This is a genomic window from Aquimarina sp. EL_43 (assembly GCF_943422735.1).
Taxonomy (GTDB): domain Bacteria; phylum Bacteroidota; class Bacteroidia; order Flavobacteriales; family Flavobacteriaceae; genus Aquimarina; species Aquimarina megaterium.
The window spans coordinates 5,885,575-5,905,855 of sequence record NZ_CALSBR010000001.1 but is presented as its reverse complement, the minus strand read 5'-3'; the positions used below and the strand labels follow the sequence as shown (position 1 = coordinate 5,905,855).

Genomic DNA, 20,281 nt, shown 5'->3' with positions numbered 1-20,281 from the left:
GAATTTTTAATAAGAGTACAAAGAGAATTCTTAATTGCTAATACCTTATTAAAACAAGAATGATTTTATCAATTTTTAAACTATTTTATTGAAAATTTGCTAACACTGAAGTCATTCTAGTAAGATTAATAATTAACAATTAGATAACATTAACTGAGTATTTTTGGGTGTTTGTTATCGAAAAATCATCAATAACCGGTTTTTGTTGGTTATTATGTATTATTTAAAAGAGAAAGAGATGTATCTTGTTAAGAGGTAGAATTAAAAAACTAATTTAACAATATGTGTTTTTTATTTAAAAATGAAGTTTTGCAAATGCATTATGGTCGAAATTAACTAGTCATCGGTACTTCCATTAGTAATACTTTTGAATTGCTATCAGCCTTAATTTTAATGTGACCTGTTTCCCATAAACCAAATCCATCTCTTTTATGTAAGTTTTGGTTTTCTATTGTTATATCACCATCTAGTACAAATATGTACACTCCACTTTTAGGATCTTTTAGCGTATAATTCTGTACATTCCCCATTTCTAATTCGCCTATATAAAACCAGGCATTCTGATGTATCCATACTCCCGAATCGTTTGTGTTAGGAGAGAGAATCTGATATAGTTGATTTTGTAAGTTTTTAGAGTTCAAAGTAATTTGGTCATATCTGGGTTCGACATCTCTTTTATTAGGAACAATCCATATCTGTAGAAATTTTACATCACGATCTCTATTTTTATTATGCTCGCTATGAAATACTCCTGTACCCGCACTCATCACTTGTATATCTCCTTGTTTTATAACCGTAGTGTTTCCCATACTATCTTTATGCTCCAGATCACCTTCTAAAGGAATAGAAATAATTTCCATATTATCATGTGGATGTTTTTTAAAACCCATACCTGGAGCAACTATATCATCATTAAGCACACGTAATACCCCAAAGTTCATTCTTTTTGGATCATAATAATTTGCGAAACTAAAAGAATGATGAGAATTTAACCATCCATATTCTGCTTTTCCTCTGGTATTTGATTTGTGTAGAACTGTTTTCATAGTCATTGATATGAATTATTAATTTTCTTTTGGAACGCCTAATACATATAGAATCTCACTCGGTTTTCCTTTTTTTACTTCAATTTCCCAATCAAAACTATTGCTGTTATTCAATTCAGAAATCATTTGTTTCAACTCAGAAATCGTGTATGTTCTCAATACAGAAATTACTCCATCCCAAAGTATAAATAGTGGTAATATAGGGATGAGATAGGTAAATAATATCCTGCCTAGCTTAAAAGGTCTTATAAAAGGAGTCATTAATATAACCGTAATAGGGGATAGGAGCATAGGAATCATGCTCTTGATATTTCTTTGTTGTGGCTCAAAAACTCCAATAGGCCGATTGGCGTCTATAGCATTCTGAAAAATAGCTTTTGCATTTTCTGGCTTAAAATGATGTAATGATGTAAACTGTGTTCTAAACCCTTTTAATTCTGAAGGAACATTCATTGCATCTACGGGATAGTCAATAAAATCAAATACATCTGGTATTTTTGATTTTGTTCTCTTAAAAGCATGTAGGTTGGGGTAATAGTCAGAAAGAGTGATTTTTAATGTCGGATTATTTTTTTTTAAATGCTCGGCAAGTTTGATTAAACCACCTCCACCGCCAGAAGCAATATCAATTATTTTGTTGTTTCCTGCGCTTTTTATTCCTCTTTCAAGAATAGGGACAACGCTTTTATAGATGTCGAATATATTTGATCCAAATTGTAAAAAATCGGTCATGTAGTTTCGCAAGTTTTTTGGGAACCAATGTAAATCCTCAAATTCAAATGCATGTATTCGTTTCATTTTGATATAAAATAAACTACAGTAGCGTTCGGGTTAAAATTCTTTTTATGTGCTTCTGTTTTCCTAATTTAAAAATACAAAATCGTTTAGTTAATTAGATATGTTTCTCTGGTGGATACTGATAAAATTTAGTTAATTATGTTTTCAAAGACTCTGGATATATGTTAAAAAATCGTTTTACAACAGTGACTTTTAATCGCTATATGATAATAGACTATGGATTGATGACAACAGGTAAAATATAGATTTCCATTATTTATATCAATACGATGAATATAACACAGGCCTATTCTGAAAATAAATTCAGAATAGGCCTGTGTTTACTATTTTAAGAAGTTTCTATAACAATAAATCAGAAACTTTAATCCTTAACTGCTGTATTTTCTTCATTTAACAAAACAGGAGTGCCAAAACCTAACTGCTCTAGTTTTTTGAGCTGTGTTTTTGCATCACCTACTACAAGATAAATCATTTTATTAGGGTCTAGATATGTACCTGTTAGTTTTTTAATCTCATCTACGGTCATATTATTTACAATTGTCTCTCTTTGCGTAACATAATCTTTTGGGTATTGAAATGTACTCATATTAGTTAGCATATTCAATTTAGAATTAAAGGTTTCAAAAGCTCTTGCATTACTTTTTATTAAAGAACTTTTGGTGATGTCTAAATCCTCTTGAGTATAGTTTTTTCCGTAGTCATTCAGGATTTCCTTGATCAAATCCGCAGACTCATAGGTAACATTAGATCTTACGCCACTAGATATAGTAAACATTCCCGGGATAGTACTTCCCGAAAACCCAGAGCCTATACCGTAGGTATATCCTTTACCTTCTCGTAATTGTTGTGTGAGTTGTGATGCAAAACCACCGCCACCCAGGCGATAATTCATAACCTGCACCGGATAGTAATCTGGATCTGTTGCAGCTAATGCGGGATATCCAAATCGCAATTGAGATTGTTTAGCATCGGGGACATCATAAAAATATACTTTGGATTGCTGCGGAGCTTTTGGTGCGTCTAAAGCCGGAAATTTAACCTCTTTACGCTGCCATTTGGTATTGAGGTTTGCCAGAGATGTTTTTGTCATAGCTTTTGTAATATCGCCTACTACATGCATTTTGGTAACATTAGGAACTATATTAGCATTATAATAGTGTTTAAGATCTTCTAATGTAATAGCAGATACAGAGGTTTCTGTGCCTAAATTATTATGAGAAAGAATATGATCTTTTCCATAGCTTAGTTTAGCATATTCGTTACTGGCAATACTTGTGGGACTTGCTTTTTCTTGTTGAATCTGGCTAATAACACTCTGTTTGATTAACTCAAACTCTTTAAGATCCCATCTTGGCTGAAGAATCATTTCTTCTACCAATGCCATAATTTTAGTATAGTTTCTGGATAAAGTACTCCCGTTTATTACGATACTTTCATCTCTTGCAGAAATATTAATAAATGCTCCCAGACTTTCTATTGCATTTTCTAATTCTTCGGTAGTTTTGTTTTGAGTACCTTTAGTCATAAGTTGTGCCAATAAATTTGATACGCCTACTTTATCTGGTTTTTCTAATAATAAACCTCCTCTTATGTTTATTCTAAATTGTACCAAAGGGATTTCATCATTTTGTATCCCGTATACTTCAATTCCTGATGAAAATTGATCTTGCCATACCTGTGGTACTGTAACCTCGGGAGTGTCTCCATATGGTGGTTCTGTAGAACGATCAAAACTCGAAGGTGTTTTTTCATAATCTGCCACTATACTAGCATCAAAATTTTCTTCTGCTCCTTCTACAATTTTTTCTTCGATTACTTCTGCAAGCTTAGAATCCTTTAAAGCCAAATTAGCTTGCCCAATAGGCACAAAGCTTGTAGCAACATAATGCTTCCCTTTGATGTATTGATTATATACTCTGTTTACATCGTCAATAGTAACTGCAAGGATATTTTTTACATCCTGATTTATAAAACCGGGATCTCCTGCAAAAATTTCGTATTGTGCTAACTGAAATCCTTTACCCAGTACACTAGATAGCCCATTGTAAAATGCGGTTTCCTGACTTGCTTTAATACGATCAAGGTCTTCTTGTGAGATGCCTTCGGTCTCAAACTTTGCAAAAGCTTCAGAAACAGCACTGTCGATAGTATTTAAATCTGTTTTTTCAAATCCACGAATAATCAAATGATATTGGCCTGTTAATTCTGATCCAAAATTAAACATGGTAATTTCGGGAGTAAGTTGTTTGTCTTCTACCAATACTTTATTGAAAGGAGCTTTTTTTCCTTCAGATAAATAGGTAGAAAGTACTTCTAAAGCATATGAGTCGGGATGATATACAGGTACGGTTGGCCAGGTCATCGTTAATTGCGGAAGACGTGCAAAATTATCTTCATAATGTAATTTTTTGGTTTCTGTCAAAACCACAGGGCGTTTTTCTAATGCAGGGATATCTTCTCCGCGTTTAATTTCATCAAAATATTTATGCACCCAGGTTTTAGCCTGATCTGAATCAAAATCTCCGGCTATAGTAAGTGTAACATTATTAGGAACATACCAATGATTGTAGAAGTCTTTTACATCCTGTAGTGTTGCATTTTGTAAATCTTCTAATGACCCAATTACTTGCCAGCTATATGGATGATCTGCAGGATACATGTTTTTATCGATTACATAATTAACATGACCATAAGGACGATTGTCGATACTTTGACGCTTTTCATTTTTAACCACCTGCTTTTCTTTAGCTAGAACGGGATCGGTAACGGTATTGATAAAAAAACCTAATTTATCAGCTTCTGCCCAAATCATTTTCTCAAGTGCATCTTTGGGTACAGTCTGGTAATAGTTTGTACGATCCTGACTTGTAGAACCATTTGCTCCGGATCCACCAATGCGAGCACTCATTTTATCTAATCCGCCTTTTCCCAAGTTTTCTGATTCGAGAAAAAGTAAATGTTCGAATAGGTGTGCAAAACCGGTTCTTCCTTCTTTTTCACGAGCAGAACCTACGTGCGCAGTTAGGGCAACAGCAACAACAGGATCTGATCGATCGATATGGAATATCACCTGTAATCCGTTATCGAGTGTAAATTTTTCAAAATCGACTTTGAAATCCTTATTTTCAACGATTTCTTGAGATGATTCTTCTGTTGCTGTATTCTTTTTACAGGAAACCAAAACTCCTGATATGACTAGAATGAATACTAAAAATTTAATTGTTTTCATGATTGATAAAGTATTGATGAGTATGAAATTTTTATATGCGATATTAACTTTTATTCACTTCCTATAATTTTATATATGTTGAGGTCACTAATTTGAGTAATTGATATAAGGTCTTCTTCGATTTTTGTTACAACAGGTTTCAGTTCTTTTAATTTTTCTTTTTCATGATCATATGCAAATACCTTCTTAATTTTTGTTTTTGTTAAAAAATTAATGCTGGTGTTTCCCGCTCCATCATGAGTAGCATTTCCATAGTTGTTTAATTCTGAGCCAATAAGCATATAGTCATTGTGTTTTTTTTCGAATCTAAATTTTACCTCATAATCGTGTCGCATAGATTGATGACTAACACTTAGTATTGGCGATGTTATTTTAAGTGTTGGGTTTTCATTATAAATAAATGCAGAAGTTAAGTTTCCGCTTAGGGCCTTTTGTATATACCTATTATTTTCTGATCCTTCATATATAGCAATTCTAACCTCTTCGGGATCATTGTCCTCTATATTGGTATTCGAATTTACTAGTACAGCCACAAAATCCTGAAAACCATCTTGATTTAAATCTCCAAATACTATCTTTTTCTTATTTTGAACTACAGCAATTTCAAAACCGTCAGCAATAAAATTAGTAAAGTCTTTTGTACTTTCCTCTTTATTTATATCAAGAGATGATTTGTTTTTTGTAAAACTCTCTTGTTTAGCATCTTTTTTTTCAAGAATCTGCTTCTTTTCACTATTACAAGAGAAGAGTATTATCATTATAATTAGAAATTTGATTTTTTCCATTGTATACTATTCCTTTTTTGGCGGTAATTCAACCTCTCCATCAGGATGAATTCTACATAATACTTTATTAAACTGATCTATAAGATTTAAAACAAACACTATAGGACCTTCTTTAGGGATTTTTTGAAATTCATCACTTTTGGCTACAGTAGTAAGTGCCTGTAAAACTGCCTGGCAAGCATTATGAAAACATTTTTCTTTATACTCGTCATCATCTTCTCGGTAATAATCACCTTCTTCATTTAACGGAAAAAAAGCTTCGAGATCTAATACCCCACAATCACTAAAGGCTTCTCCTTCTGATCCACCTCCATATCCCATAAAACCCAAATCAGGAGGCGTAGTGATCTCTCCCTGCGCGGCAAATACAATCTTAGAAACTGGATGTAAAGGGTCATATCCGGTATAATTAGAATCTGCAAAGAAGGTAAAGCTTTCTAGAAGATCTGTTGTTATCTGTTTGATTATGGTATCTTGATTCATGTTTTTATTTTTATTATTTGACGAGATTTTAGGGTGTTTTCTGTGTCAACTAATTATTGTTTATTGGTTTTTTGTTCGTTTAATATGATGAGTTTTTGCCATATTTTTCTACTTAATCCTGTAGTTAATATTTCGATTTCATTTACTGCCCTTACTACTTTTTCGTCGGGTAGGCTTTGAGAATATAGTGCCGCAACTTTACCAATTAGCGCTGTAGCTTCAGAACAATAATCGAGATATCGTTGAAGCTGAAAGTTAGTAAAAGTTCGTTTAGGAGAGTTTTCTGTAGCACATTCTGGTGCATCAGTGACATTAGGATCTTTTGTTAATTGATGCATATCAATAACATGAGCAATTACTCTGAGTTCGTTAAGAGATTTTAGGGCTCGTTTCATTTTTAGCCTGGATTCTAGTGAAACAAGAAAAAAGATTGCAGCCCCTAATAGTATGATATCATTAAAAATAGCTTCAGAAATCGTAACAACATTAGCAAGAGTAGTATTTTCAATTTGTAAATCAATATAAGTGATACTATAGATCAATCCTCCTAAACCAATTAGTATGATCATATGAGAAAATACGCGAAGTAAAATATTTGGAGAAGAGATCCAATCAATATTTTGTTTACTTTTTTGAGCAGTATGCAGAAATTGAAAGCAAACTTTTCTAAGTCCTGAATCAGGAAATCGATCCGAAACTCGTTTTTCGAGGAGATCAATGGTTTTGATAATTTTTTCAGGCTCCAGGTTTATACTGTTATTCATATATTGATTACATTTTATTAGTATTTATTATTTCTTCTCTGTTTTTGAACACTTCTAATCATTTTTCCTAAGTCTTTATCTTTCTTTTTTCTCTCTTTGACATCTGACTCGAAATGTATTTTTTCTTTTTCCATTTTTCGAAAATTGAGATACGAATCTTTATCAATTTCTTCGTTTTCAACAGCTTCCAATATGGCACAACCTTGCTCATGCACATGCGTGCAATCTTTAAATCTACAATTGTCGGCATATTCGATAATGGTTTCGAATGTAGTTTCTAATCCACTTGATGTATCAGCAATTCCAATCTCACGCATTCCGGGATTATCAATCAGAATCCCTCCATTATTCAATACAATTAACTCTCGGTGGCTTGTAATATGCTTTCCTTTGTTTACACTCGCACTTATTTCTCCTGTTTTCATTTGTAGCTTACCGGCAACGTTATTAAGAAGAGTAGATTTTCCAACTCCAGAAGATCCAAGTAAACAGTACGTTTTTCCTTTTTGGATAATTTGATTTAGAGTATCATACCCTTTGGTTATTTGGTTGCTAACTGTAAGTATTGTAATGTCTTTGATTCGTTGTTTTATTTGATTTATGATATTCTGCAAACCAGCTTCATCTAGTAAATCAATCTTGCTTAAAATAATAATCGGTTCGACTTTAGAAGCATTACAGATCGTTAGATATCTTTCTAATCTATTGATATTGAAATCTCTGTTGACAGCTTGAACAATGAGACCATAATCAATATTTGTTGCAATTATTTGCACTTTTCCAGATGTACCAACTGCTTGTCTTTCTATGATAGAGTTTCGAGGGTAAATAGCGTGAATTAGAGCTTTGCCTTCATCATATTCAGAAAAAGCAACCCAATCTCCAACAGCTGGGAAATCATATCTACTTTCTGCTGTATATCTTAAATTACCAATGAGTTCGGCATCAAATTCATGTATAGGAGTTTTAATAACATATCTTTCTTTATGCTCAGATAGTATTCTGCCTACCTCAAAAGAATCCAAATTTTGTTCGGTTCTAAATTGCTCTAGGGCACTATTGTATCCTAAATCCTGAATTGTCATGCTTTGTTTTGTTTTTTAAAATTTCTTTTTAATTGGTGGTACTGTAGCTGGGGTAGGAAAGAAAGTAGGATCAAAACTATCTAATACTTCTATTCTAGATGTATTTATATCTATTTTTAAACGATACTGCTCAAGGAGTTTATTATAATGTTTCGAATCAATAAGATCATGATCTATCCTTCTTATTGCCATTTCATATACATTTTCTTTTTCATTATATGTTGTTATTACAATTAGGTAATTTCTAAGTAACCCTGCTATCCCTTGAGAAGTGAAATGCTTAATTTCTTCTAAATTATTGGCCAATAAGGTATTATTTGTTTTTTTTATAATATTATCATGATCTTTTAAAAGTGAATGATATGAATAAGAATCGTTCATTCCATAAAGATTCATCACAAGGTCTTCAGGTTTTATTTTATTACCTACCATAAACTCGATACCTCCATCTGGTGTTCTTACAACAGAAGGGTCTTCCCAGTCTATAGTGATTGTTTCTATTCCCCAATTAAATTCATTTTCTTTATAAACTCCTGGGTTTACAAAAAATGTAATTTCATTCTTAGCATAATAATCTTTATCATTAAGCATTCTTCTTTTGAGGTGAACTCTTGTTAAATCATCAACCGGAAATCCATTTTTTTTTAGTTTTTTGGCAACCTTTATAACGAGTTTTTGCTCTAAATCGGTAAACTCGGCAATAGCAGGTTTAAGTCCTCTAACGATATCCATAGATGATTTTTTTTGATATTTTTTTCCATTAAAAAAAAGAACAAGAACGCAAAGCAAGATTATTGATCTATATGTGTATTTCATAAAAGTGTCTTATTTGTTCTCTTATCCTGGTTACATCTATTCTAAACTTGGTGTGGTTTAGTTTTTATAATGATGAAGTACAGCTCTTATATAAAAATACACATATACCTTCTGTTATAATGGCATATGTGTATTTTAATTACATGTTATTTTTGGTTACGACTTAGGAACCGGAAATCCTCTGTCTCTCATTAAAGCTTCGATCTTTGCATCGCGTCCTCTAAATTTGCGATACGCTTCTGCTGGATCCATAGCATTACGTGGTGCAAAAAGATATTTTACTAGTTTAGCGGCAACTTCTTTATCATAAAATCCTCCTGGAGCTTCGGCAAAAGCTTCTGCCGCATCAGAGGTAAGTACATCTGCCCACATATATCCATAATAAGCGGTAGCATATCCTTCTCCAGAAAATACATGCCCAAAATGTGGTGTGCGATGGCGCATCACTAATTCTTTTGGCATATTTAATTCTGTAAGAGTTTCCTTTTCAAATTTATCTACATCAATATTAGTTGGGTCTGCTAAATGAAATTTCATATCCATTAAGGCAGAAGCCAGGTATTCTGTTGTAGCAAACCCTTGATTAAAAGTAGCTGCTTTTTTAATTTTATCAACCAGTGTTTTTGGGATTGCTTCTCCAGTTTTGTAATGTACCAGATAATTGTCAATGACTTTATCGGTAGATAACCAACGCTCTAACAATTGAGATTGAAACTCTGTATAATCACGTACACCACCATTAAGAGTTGGGTATCTTACTTCGGAAGCAAAGAAGTGTAAAGCATGACCAAATTCATGGAAAAAAGTAGTTGCATCATCCCAGGAAACTAAAACTGCTTCTCCCGGAGCTGGTTTAACAAAATTAGAATTATTAGAAGCGAGTACATTCTTTTTACCATCAAAAGTAGTATGACTTCTATACGTAGTAGCCCATGCTCCAGATCGCTTACCAGGTCTGGCAAATGGATCGAGATACCATAGGCCGATATGTTCTCCAGAGGTTTTGTCATTTACTTCCCATACTTTTACATCTTCATGAAAAACAGGAACTTTACCTTCTTCAATAGGAGTAAATTTAAAATTAAATAATTCGCCTGCTACAAAGAACATAGCTTCTCTTAATTTATCTAATTGTAAATATTGTTTTACTTCATCAGAATCCAGATCATATTTCTTTTTTCTTACTTTTTCTGCATAGTAACGATAGTCCCATGGTTCGATCGTTATCTTATCTCCGTTTGCATCTGCCACGGCTTGCATATCGGTTACTTCTTCTTTTACCCTGGCTATGGCAGCTGGCCAAACAGCATTCATAAGTTTCATTGCATTATCAGGATTCTTAGCCATACGGTTTTGAAGCCTCCAGTCTGCATAGTTATCATGTCCTAATAATCCAACGCGTTCTTTTCTTAGTTTTAGAATTTTGGCAATATTTTCATTATTATCCTTCTCATCACCATTATCTCCACGAGAATAATAATTTCTCCATACTTTTTCACGTATAGCACGTTCATCAGAATAGGTAAGGAAAGGATCCATAGAAGATCTTGTATTGGTTACTGCATATTTACCATCTTGATCTCTATCTGTAGCTGCTTTTGCATATGCTTTGATTAAGGGTTCTGATAAACCACTTAACTGATCTTTGGTTAAGTAAGTTACATATCCTTCTTCATCTTCTAATATATTATTTGAAAAATTGGTATACAGTTCTGATAATTCTTTATTGATCGCTGCATAACGCTTCTTCTTTTCTTCGTCTAATTCTGCTCCATTCATAGCAAAAGACTTATAAGTAAGTTCTACTACACGTTGCTGATCTGCTTCTAATGGTGTTTTTTGAGCATTGTCATAAACGGTTTTAATACGTTTAAACAATTTTTCGTTTTGTGATATTTTAGAACTAAATTCTGATAGCTTAGGAGCCATTTCTTTTTGAACGTCTCTAAATTCTGGAGAAGACATATTACTACTTAGGATACCATAGTATGTAAAAATTCTATCGAGCTCTGCTCCGGCTCTCTCCATAGCAACGATGGTATTTTCAAAAGTAGGAGCCTCAGAGTTATTTGCAATCTCATCGATTTCTTTAAGATTAAGTTCCATTCCTTTTTCGAGAGCGGGTTTTATATCGGCTACATTCATTTTATCAAATGCAGGGGTGCCACCATATGATCCGGTCCATTCTTCTAATAAGACATTTGCTGTCTCTTTAGGTTCTGATTCTGCTGTAGTTTCCACAGTTTCTTTCTTTTGATTACAACTGGCTAAGAGTACAATAGCCGATAAGGCTACAGTCTTGATGGTTGTAGAGAGGTGTGAGTTAATCATGATTATTTAATTTAAATTCTAAATTTATTATTGTTAACAAAGAAGATAGCATTAACAAAGAAAAGCTTTCCATTTTCCCAGAAAGATCTGAATAAAGGATTATCTACCATATAGATAATGCTTCCGCTACCCATTCTTGATTCACCAAAAACCAAAGAGTTGTTTAGGTTTTTAAGGGCATCTGCACCTGCAAATCCAGAAACACTTTGTGGTTTTTCTATATAAGCAATATTATATCCTTTTTGAAGAAATTTATAAGAACTACTTCCTAATTTCAGACTAAAATAGGTGTCATCATATCCAAAAGCCATTGGGTGCGAATGATCTATTTTGGTCTTAAAAATACTTCCTGTAATAAAATCCTTTACGCTTTTGCGTTCACGTTGATCATAAGGAATAAGATTACCGATAGAGTCTTTTTCCTTTTTATCGGCCTTATTTTTCTTAAGATCAAATCCTTTTTTATCGGCAAAGGTTCTTACTGCATTACCAATCGCTATTACTTTACCACCACTGCTTACCCATCCTTTCAATTTATCCAAAGCTCCTTTGTCTAAGTAGCTATTGTAATATCCGTTTGGCATAATTAACACATCATACTTGGTAAGATCAACATTCTTAAAATAATCTGTATCAATTGAAGTAATAGGAAATTTAAGCTGTTGCTCAAAGAAGTACCAAATTTCTCCATAGCTTAAAGAAGAGGTATATCGACCTTTTAATACTGCTATACGTTGGTTATTTATGAGTTTTACATCCGGAGAACCAAAATCTACCCCTTTACTAGAAAAACTAGTAGGAGCTGTATATAGTTTTCTATAATGAGCATTAGCGATATCGATAACCGTTTTATCGTAATTTTTAGTTTTTCGATTGTCACTTTTGGTGATAATAAGACTTCCTTTTTTGAAATTCTCTGCGCCATTACTAAAATCTTTTTCACTAAAACGTACTCTAATATTATGACGAAGTAAATCAGCCATAAAAGCAGCGTCGTCTATGCTATTCCATTTAGTGATATAACCAGCACCAGATGCGTTAGCTGTATTATTTATGGTATTAGCTTTTTTATTTCCATTGGCAGGTATTAATGAAGTCGAAGCTATGGCGTCTAATCCATATGCATGTGGAACACTCCAGGCAGTAATATCATAAGTAAGTGGGTCGCTAAGTTTGGCATTGGGTTCAAAAAGTACTTTTACCATTTTACCTTTTGGTTGGTTTGTACTTACTACCAATGCACCATTTGCATTAATACTTCCTTGCTTATTTTCTTTAAAATTGAATCCCGAAATTTTTGCAGTATTCGTATACCCATATTTAATATCATGGGTTTCTAGTAGTTTTACTAATGCATTAATCTTATCAGCTTCTCCATTTAATACATAACTTTTATATTTCAGACCAGAGGTATTAAAAAACTTTTTAAACTCGGTATTTAATTTTGTAGCTTGTTTAGAAGAAATCTCTACTGTTGATAAGCCTGTTGTAGTATGGTGTAATGCACGATCCTTTAGCGTTAATATATAACCTTCGTCGGTTTGAATACCTAAACCAGCGCGTCCGTGTCCCGCTTGCTCATAGGTCATTCCTATGGCTCCCATAAACGTAGGATAGGTATCTCCGTAACTAGGATATAGTAAGTCAAAACGTTCTCTGGTAAAGAATAACCATCCTTCTGCATCAAAATATCGAGCATGGTTTTTACCGATTTGAGTTTGGAAATCTCTTTGCCATGGAGTTATAATCTCATGAAAAGGCTCTGCTGCCGGAGCAAAATAATAAGGTTCATTGATACCTTGCTCATGAAAATCTACATGAATATGTGGCATCCATGTGTTGTATGCTTTAATACGTTGTCTTGATTCTACTTGGGTTGCCCATGCCCAATCACGGTTAAGATCGAATAAATAGTGATTTGGTCTTCCGCCTGGCCAGGGTTCATTATGTTCTGTTGCTACTTGATCTGTATTATAAGGTGTAGCTTTTGTTTGATTATACCAATTTACATATCGATCACGACCATCAGGATTTATACAAGGGTCTATAATAACCACAGTATTTTTTAACCATGCAGTTTTCTTAGTAATTAACTCATAAATAGTTTGCATAGCGGCTTCTGTACTAGAAGCTTCATTACCATGTACATTATAACTTAACCATACAATTGCAACTTCTGGATTAGCTGCGCCTTCTGCAATACCAATATTTTTTAGATTGTTTAATCTTATATTTTCTATGTTGTTTAGGTTTTCTTCAGAAGAAACAATAGCATAAGTTAAGGGTCTGCGTTCATTTGTTTTTCCATAAGTATGATAGCTCACCATACTAGAATGATCAGCAACATGATTAAAATAATTTACAACATCGGCATGACGTGTAAATTGATCACCTATTTCATAGCCCAAAAATTCGGCAGGAGATTGTAATTTGTTTTGAGAATAGGTTAAGCAAGTCGTTACAGTTACGACAAAGAGTGTAATGATTAGTTTTTTCATTGATCGGTGAATTCTTTTAGAAGGGGTAAAATACCGAGTTAAATTTAGGATTTAATCGGTATTAACTAAAATTTAGGATTTGAAATAGAGAATATTGATAAATTTTAGTATTTAGATAATGATTTGTAGATGAATTCTTTCAAACTATTAAAAAAAATATAAAAAAGCAGATGAGATCACAATCTGCCGTATATTTATCGATCAAAAATTTTGCTTATGCCTAGTGACTGTATTCCGTTTAGTGATACGAATTACTTTTCTTCTCTTATTTGTGATTATTTAGATCAAAAATCTGAATTACAACCCTTTTATAATCGTTTTCCGGAATTAGGAAACTTCAAAGATCAAATTAAAGAAAAGCAACACTCTTTTTCTAAAGAGCATAGAAAAGTATTGGTGCAAGCTTTACGCAAACAATATAAAGGTGTCGATCCTTCTGATCTTACCAGTCAAAATATAGGATCACTAGATACACCTACCACATTTACTGTTGTTACGGGGCATCAACTGAATCTTTTTACGGGACCATTATACTTTTTGTATAAAATTATCTCTACGATTAACCTTACTAATGAATTAAAAGAGAAACATCCAGAATATGATTTCGTGCCTATATATTGGATGGCAACAGAAGATCATGATTTTGATGAGATTAATTATTTTAATCTTTTTGGAAAGAAGATACAGTGGAATCGTAATGATGGAGGAGCGGTAGGAGTTTTTGATACCGAAGGATTAGATAAGGTTTTTGAAATTTTTTCTTCGGAAATTGGATCAGGACGAAATGCAGAATACCTTAAAACCTTATTTAAGAAAGCCTATCTGCAACATAATCATCTTGCAGATGCAACCCGATATCTGGCTAATGAATTATTTGGAGAGTATGGCCTGGTCATTATAGACGGAGATGATAGTGAATTAAAAAGGTTTTTTATTCCATTTGTCGAAAGAGAATTAACGGATCAAGTTGCCTATACCAAAGTAATACCAAGAGCAGAAAAACTAGAGGCACAAGGATATAAAGTGCAGGTGAACCCCAGAGAAATTAATTTGTTTTATCTGGCAGATGGATTACGCGAAAGAATTATTGAAAAAGAAGAAAGATATTTTGTAAACGAAACAAATATTAGCTGGAGTAAGAGTGAGATATTAAAAGAACTTTCTGAGTTCCCAGAGAGGTTTAGTCCTAATGTAATGATGCGTCCTTTGTATCAGGAAGTAATTTTACCCAACCTTTGTTATATCGGCGGTGGCGGAGAATTAGCATATTGGCTAGAATTAAAGGATTATTTCGAAACTGTAGATATACCGTTTCCCATGTTGTTACTTCGTAATTCGGTACTGATCCAAACCAAAAAACAAGCTGAGAAAATAGAAAAATTAAATGTTTCTGATACCGAGTTATTTCTGAAACAACATGAGTTAATCAACCGTAAGGTACGTCGTATTTCTAATATAAATATTGATTTTGATCCGCAGCGTAAACATTTGAAAGAGCAGTTTGAAGCCATGTATAAGCTGGCAGAGCAAACAGATGTAACTTTTAACAATGCGGTGAAAGCGCAAGAAATAAAACAACTTAAAGGATTAGATGTTTTAGAAAAACGGTTATTGAAAGCACAAAGACGTAAATTAGGTGATCACGTAAAGCGTTTAACGACACTGCAAAATGAGCTTTTTCCTAATCAAAGCTTGCAAGAACGTAATAAGAACTTTGCAGAATTCTACCTGGAGTATGGTGATGATTTAATTCCAACATTGATGAAGCACCTGAATCCTTTAAAAGGAGAGTTTCTGATCTTGAAACATTAGAAGAGTAGTCAAGTTTTTTAGTAAATAAGATGTCTTGTAAAGTAATCATTTATGATTATACAAGTTCTTTTTTTATCCAATTAGGATCTTTAATCCATTTAGTGCTTTTGATCCAACTACCTTGAGCCTCATTTTTCTTTCTATAAGGATCAGTATGTTCTTTAATAAATTCTAAAATAGACGTGGTAAGAACCTCATTTTTTTTACTTAATGAAGTGCGAGATACTATATTTTGATCTATCATGGTATTAGGAATTTTCATCATAAGACTCGATATCTGTAGATCAGAGATTTTTATACTATGCTCAGTGTCATTGGCAAAGCATCTTGTATTAGAAAAAAGAATGATGATTATGGCAAGTTTCAAAGTAAAGTTATTCATCGTATTGGGGGTTAGAAGGTTTCTGATGTAAATTTAAAATGATTGTGTCATTTATAATGATTGAAATCGATGAAATGCATTTAAATACCGACGAACGGTTAATTGATTTAGGTGAAAGGTTTTTGGTAACTGCTTGTATTATAAGAATAATGTTGCCTAAAAACTTAGATAATAAATAATATTAAAAATTATTCCTTTTAGGATTTCGAGGGTTGTAATTTAATTTTATTTTTGCCTATGCAAAACAACGTACTTATTTTAGATTTCGGATCACAATATACTCAGCTAATTGCACGAAGAGTTAGAGAGTTAAATATATATTGTGAGATACACCCTTATAATAATTTACCCGAGAATATATCAGACTTTAAGGCAGTGATCCTTTCTGGTTCTCCTTTCTCTGTTAGAGGAGAAGATGCTCCTCATCCTGATTTATCTGCCATTCGAGGTAATAAACCACTTTTGGCTGTTTGTTATGGTGCTCAGTACCTGGCTCATTTTAGTGGAGGAGAAGTGGCTCCATCAAATACACGAGAGTATGGTCGGGCTAATTTATCATTTGTACAGGAGGGAGAACAGTTTTTTGAAAATATTACAAAAGGTTCCCAGGTATGGATGAGTCATAGTGATACCATAAAAAAACTTCCTACTGGAGCTGTTAGATTAGCAAGTACAGAAGATGTCGAAAATGCAGCATATAGGATAGAAAATGAGCAAACTTATGCTATTCAATTTCACCCAGAAGTATATCACTCTACCGATGGAAAACAATTATTAGAGAATTTCCTAATCAAAATAGCAGATGTTCAACCCGATTGGACACCAGGTTCTTTTGTAGATGCTACTGTAGCAGAGCTTAAGGAAAAGATAGGTAATGATAAAGTAGTATTAGGTTTAAGTGGAGGTGTAGATTCTACAGTAGCTGCAGTATTATTGCATAAGGCTATTGGTGAAAACTTGCACTGTATTTTTGTGAATAACGGATTGTTGCGTAAAAATGAATTCTCTGCAGTATTAGAACAGTACGAGGGAATGGGGCTTAACGTTAAAGGAGTTGATGCTTCGGCACGTTTTTTGGATGCATTGGCTGGAGAAAGTGATCCCGAAGGAAAACGAAAAATTATAGGAAAGATTTTTATAGAAGTATTTGATGATGAAGCTCATAAAATAGAAGATGCAAAATGGTTGGGGCAAGGAACAATTTATCCAGATGTAATAGAATCTATATCTGTTAATGGCCCTTCTGCTACGATCAAATCTCATCATAATGTTGGAGGATTACCAGATTTTATGAAATTAAAAGTTGTAGAACCATTACGTATGTTGTTTAAAGATGAGGTACGTAGAGTAGGAGCATCGATGGAGCTTGATCCAGAATTATTAGGAAGACACCCCTTTCCTGGCCCTGGATTGGCAATTCGAATATTGGGAGATATTACACCAGAGAAAGTTGCTATCTTGCAAGAAGTAGATGCTATCTTTATTAATGGATTAAAAGAAAATGGACTTTATAACAAAGTCTGGCAAGCAGGAGCTATTTTGTTACCTGTACAAAGTGTGGGAGTAATGGGGGATGAACGCACTTATGAAAATTGTGTAGCATTAAGAGCTGTAGAAAGTACAGATGGGATGACGGCAGATTGGGTAAATCTACCTTATGAGTTTTTACAAAAAACTTCTAATGCAATAATAAACAGAGTAAAAGGCGTTAATAGAGTAGTGTATGATATTAGTTCTAAGCCTCCGGCAACGATAGAATGGGAATAGAAATATACAAATTAAACAGTTAGGGAATTAAAAACAAATCGGATAAATACATGAAAAAGTTCTTATTGATATTTCTGTTGTTGATAGTATCAGGTTCAACTTTTGCACAGCAATATAAAAGTCATACTGTTGCGAAAGGAGAAAATGTATATAGAATAGCTAAACGTTATAATACAACTCCAGAAGCTATATATAGAATAAATCCAACAGCAAAAGAAGGAATTAATGAAGGGGAAATTTTAGCTATTCCAATCACAGATGATCAGGAGTATAACACCCATGTTGTAGAAAAAGATGATACTGTGTACAGTTTGTCTAAAAAATACAATATCAGTATAGAAACTATTTATTTGCTTAATCCAGAAGCTGATAAAGGAATTAATATAGGGCAAATACTAAATGTAGGTAAAATTATAAAAAAGGACCCTACTGCTATTGATGCGATTTCTGATAAAGGAAAAGATACTGTACTTGATAGCTTGAAAATTATTCCTAAAGAGCGAAAAATTGTTCGATATATTACTCATAAAGTTAAAAGAAAAGAAACGTTATATGGTATAGCGAAGAAATATAAAATTACGGTTGAGGATATAAAAAAGAATAATAAACGATTGTATGCAGAACAGATAAAAAAGAAAGATAAAATAAGAATACCGGTATATGAAGATAAACCTTCACCAGGTGATATAATTACGGATCCAACAAATTCTAGAGTATCTGCCACAACCAGATATACAATAAAACCAAAAGATACCAAATATAATATTGCAAGAAGACACGGGATCACGATAGCAGAGTTAGAAAAACTCAATCCTAACATGAATCCAAGTTTTCCTATCGGAATGCAAATTACGGTACCTACAACTATATTTGTCTCTCTAAAGGATTCAATTCAACCTGGATTTGAGTTATATGAAGTAAAACCAAAAGAAACTGTTTTTAGAATTTTACAACGTACAGGTATTTCTGCCGATTCTTTGTTTAAAATGAATCCATATTTAAGAGATGGACTTAAAGCAGGTATGGTTATTACAATTCCTAAAGATACATTAACTGCGGTTACCAATTTTGATGTGAGCAAAGAGAAATATATAGATCTAAGCAAAAATCTTTACAATTTCTCTCCTAAAAAAGTAGCTGTAATGCTGCCTTTTGGTTTGGATACTTTAAACTTTGAAGCTAGAAAAGATACCGAAGAATTTCTTAAAAGTAAGCAAAGTCTTAGAATAGCATTAGATCTTTATAGTGGAGTATTGATTGCTGTAGATTCTGCTAGAACAAGAGGAATAACTACAGAGCTTAATGTTTTTGATACTCAGAAAAGTAATAATGAAGGGTATATTAAAAAAATAATGGCAGAAAATGATTTTAACGAAACAAATGTTGTGATTGGGCCATTATACCAAACAAATTTAGAAATAGTAGCTTCAGAACTTAAAAAACATAATACACCTGTTTTTTCACCTGCATCAAGAAAAGAATCTAGCTTATATGACAATTTTTTTCAAACCCGTCCTACGAATGTAATACTTCAGGACAAAATAATTTCGTTTGTAGAAAAAGATTCTATCGATAAAAATATTGTACTTATAGTGCAGCAAGGAGAAAAACATAAACAAATTAAAGAGAAGCTAATTGCTAAATTCCCTAATGCCAAAATAGCTAAAATCGAAGAAGGTAATTATCTTTATGAAGTAAGATTAAATAAGGTTTTAGATAAGAATAAGCCTAATTGGGTTTTTCTAGAGTCAAATGATGTAGCGATGATAAGTAATGTTATTCCTTTGCTTAATGCCAAAGCAGAAAGTCATAAAATAACATTGTTTACTACAGATAAAAATAATGCATTTAATAATGATAATATTAAAAATGAACACTTATCAAAATTGCACATGCATTACCCATCTGTAGATAAAGAATTCGATAATAAAGAAGTTGAAGAAGGAGAAGAAGCATCTTCGTTTGTTAAAAGATATAAGAGAGAATATGGTATCGATCCTAATAATTGGGCCATTCGTGGCTTTGATATAACGTATGATATTTTAATGCGATTAGGAACCGCTGATGATCTATATCACTCTGCTTCTTATGAAGGAACAACAGAATATGTCGAGAATAAATTTAACTATTCTAAGAAACTATTAGGAGGGTATCATAATAGTGCTGCATATTTGATTAAGTTTGATGATGAGTTAAAATTAACTCTGGTTGAATAATTTTTGTTAGTTTTGGAGTTTTAAGAATTGACCTGGAAAATCAATTTTTAAAGAAAAATAAAGTATACTAGTATTATTTGGGGAATATTTTAATACTAGATTAAAAATACATTTTGATATATAAAAAAAAGGATTTTTTATATATATTTGATACTGTATTGGTTATCTTTTTTGTTATTATTGTTTTATGAAATAAAGATTTCTTGGCATTATAATTGATTGGATTGGAATATTAAGGAAAACAAAGGAGAAATAAATCGAAATTAGAT

The 20,281-nt window shown here is 32.8% G+C and carries 14 protein-coding genes; 3 read left to right on the top strand and 11 right to left on the bottom strand.

The genetic code is table 11. The features are described 5' to 3' along the window. Positions 1 to 332 precede the first annotated feature (332 nt). The 10 genes from NNL09_RS25165 to NNL09_RS25120 all read right to left on the bottom strand — a co-directional run bounded on the left by NNL09_RS25165 (position 333) and on the right by NNL09_RS25120 (position 13,835). Positions 333 to 1,046 (bottom strand): pirin family protein, encoded by a 714-nt coding sequence (locus tag NNL09_RS25165; RefSeq protein WP_196911226.1) that lies wholly within the window; start codon positions 1,044 to 1,046, stop codon positions 333 to 335. An 18-nt stretch (positions 1,047 to 1,064) separates the two neighbouring features. Further along, positions 1,065 to 1,844: a hypothetical protein gene (locus tag NNL09_RS25160; RefSeq protein WP_196911225.1), complete on the bottom strand. Its 780-nt coding sequence runs from the start codon at positions 1,842 to 1,844 to the stop codon at positions 1,065 to 1,067. A 361-nt stretch (positions 1,845 to 2,205) separates the two neighbouring features. Then, a complete protein-coding gene (locus NNL09_RS25155) occupies positions 2,206 to 5,073 on the bottom strand; it encodes a pitrilysin family protein (RefSeq protein ID WP_196911224.1) in 2,868 nt (955 codons plus the stop codon). A 50-nt stretch (positions 5,074 to 5,123) separates the two neighbouring features. Further along, positions 5,124 to 5,858 carry a hypothetical protein gene (locus tag NNL09_RS25150; protein WP_196911223.1) on the bottom strand — a complete coding sequence of 245 codons (735 nt, stop codon included), beginning with the start codon at positions 5,856 to 5,858 and terminating at the stop codon, positions 5,124 to 5,126. A 6-nt stretch (positions 5,859 to 5,864) separates the two neighbouring features. Beyond that, entirely contained in the window at positions 5,865 to 6,341 is a 477-nt protein-coding gene (locus NNL09_RS25145) for a hypothetical protein (RefSeq protein WP_196911222.1), read from the bottom strand. 53 nt (positions 6,342 to 6,394) lie between these two features. Next, positions 6,395 to 7,105, bottom strand: coding sequence for a hypothetical protein (locus NNL09_RS25140; protein WP_025667532.1), 711 nt, complete (start codon positions 7,103 to 7,105; stop codon positions 6,395 to 6,397). A gap of 17 nt (positions 7,106 to 7,122) precedes the next feature. Further along, positions 7,123 to 8,190 (bottom strand): ribosome small subunit-dependent GTPase A, encoded by a 1,068-nt coding sequence (gene rsgA / locus NNL09_RS25135; protein ID WP_196911221.1) that lies wholly within the window; start codon positions 8,188 to 8,190, stop codon positions 7,123 to 7,125. 15 nt (positions 8,191 to 8,205) lie between these two features. Further along, the gene (locus tag NNL09_RS25130; protein WP_196911220.1) at positions 8,206 to 8,922 is read right to left on the bottom strand and encodes a hypothetical protein; all 717 of its coding nucleotides are present in this window, start codon (positions 8,920 to 8,922) and stop codon (positions 8,206 to 8,208) included. 240 nt (positions 8,923 to 9,162) lie between these two features. After that, a complete protein-coding gene (locus tag NNL09_RS25125; protein ID WP_025667535.1) occupies positions 9,163 to 11,337 on the bottom strand; it encodes a M3 family metallopeptidase in 2,175 nt (724 codons plus the stop codon). An 11-nt stretch (positions 11,338 to 11,348) separates the two neighbouring features. Further along, positions 11,349 to 13,835 (bottom strand): M14 family metallopeptidase, encoded by a 2,487-nt coding sequence (locus NNL09_RS25120; RefSeq protein ID WP_196911219.1) that lies wholly within the window; start codon positions 13,833 to 13,835, stop codon positions 11,349 to 11,351. Between the two features lie 216 nt (positions 13,836 to 14,051). Between NNL09_RS25120 and bshC the strand changes: the two genes are divergently transcribed. Further along, a complete protein-coding gene (gene bshC / locus NNL09_RS25115) occupies positions 14,052 to 15,647 on the top strand; it encodes a bacillithiol biosynthesis cysteine-adding enzyme BshC (RefSeq protein ID WP_196911218.1) in 1,596 nt (531 codons plus the stop codon). 55 nt (positions 15,648 to 15,702) lie between these two features. Here bshC and NNL09_RS25110 read toward each other — a convergent pair whose 3' ends face one another. Next, entirely contained in the window at positions 15,703 to 16,029 is a 327-nt protein-coding gene (locus NNL09_RS25110; RefSeq protein WP_196911217.1) for a hypothetical protein, read from the bottom strand. Between the two features lie 237 nt (positions 16,030 to 16,266). Between NNL09_RS25110 and guaA the strand changes: the two genes are divergently transcribed. Further along, a complete protein-coding gene (gene guaA, locus NNL09_RS25105; protein ID WP_025667539.1) occupies positions 16,267 to 17,796 on the top strand; it encodes a glutamine-hydrolyzing GMP synthase in 1,530 nt (509 codons plus the stop codon). A gap of 50 nt (positions 17,797 to 17,846) precedes the next feature. Beyond that, the gene (locus NNL09_RS25100) at positions 17,847 to 20,012 is read left to right on the top strand and encodes a LysM peptidoglycan-binding domain-containing protein (RefSeq protein WP_196911216.1); all 2,166 of its coding nucleotides are present in this window, start codon (positions 17,847 to 17,849) and stop codon (positions 20,010 to 20,012) included. Positions 20,013 to 20,281: the final 269 nt, after the last annotated feature.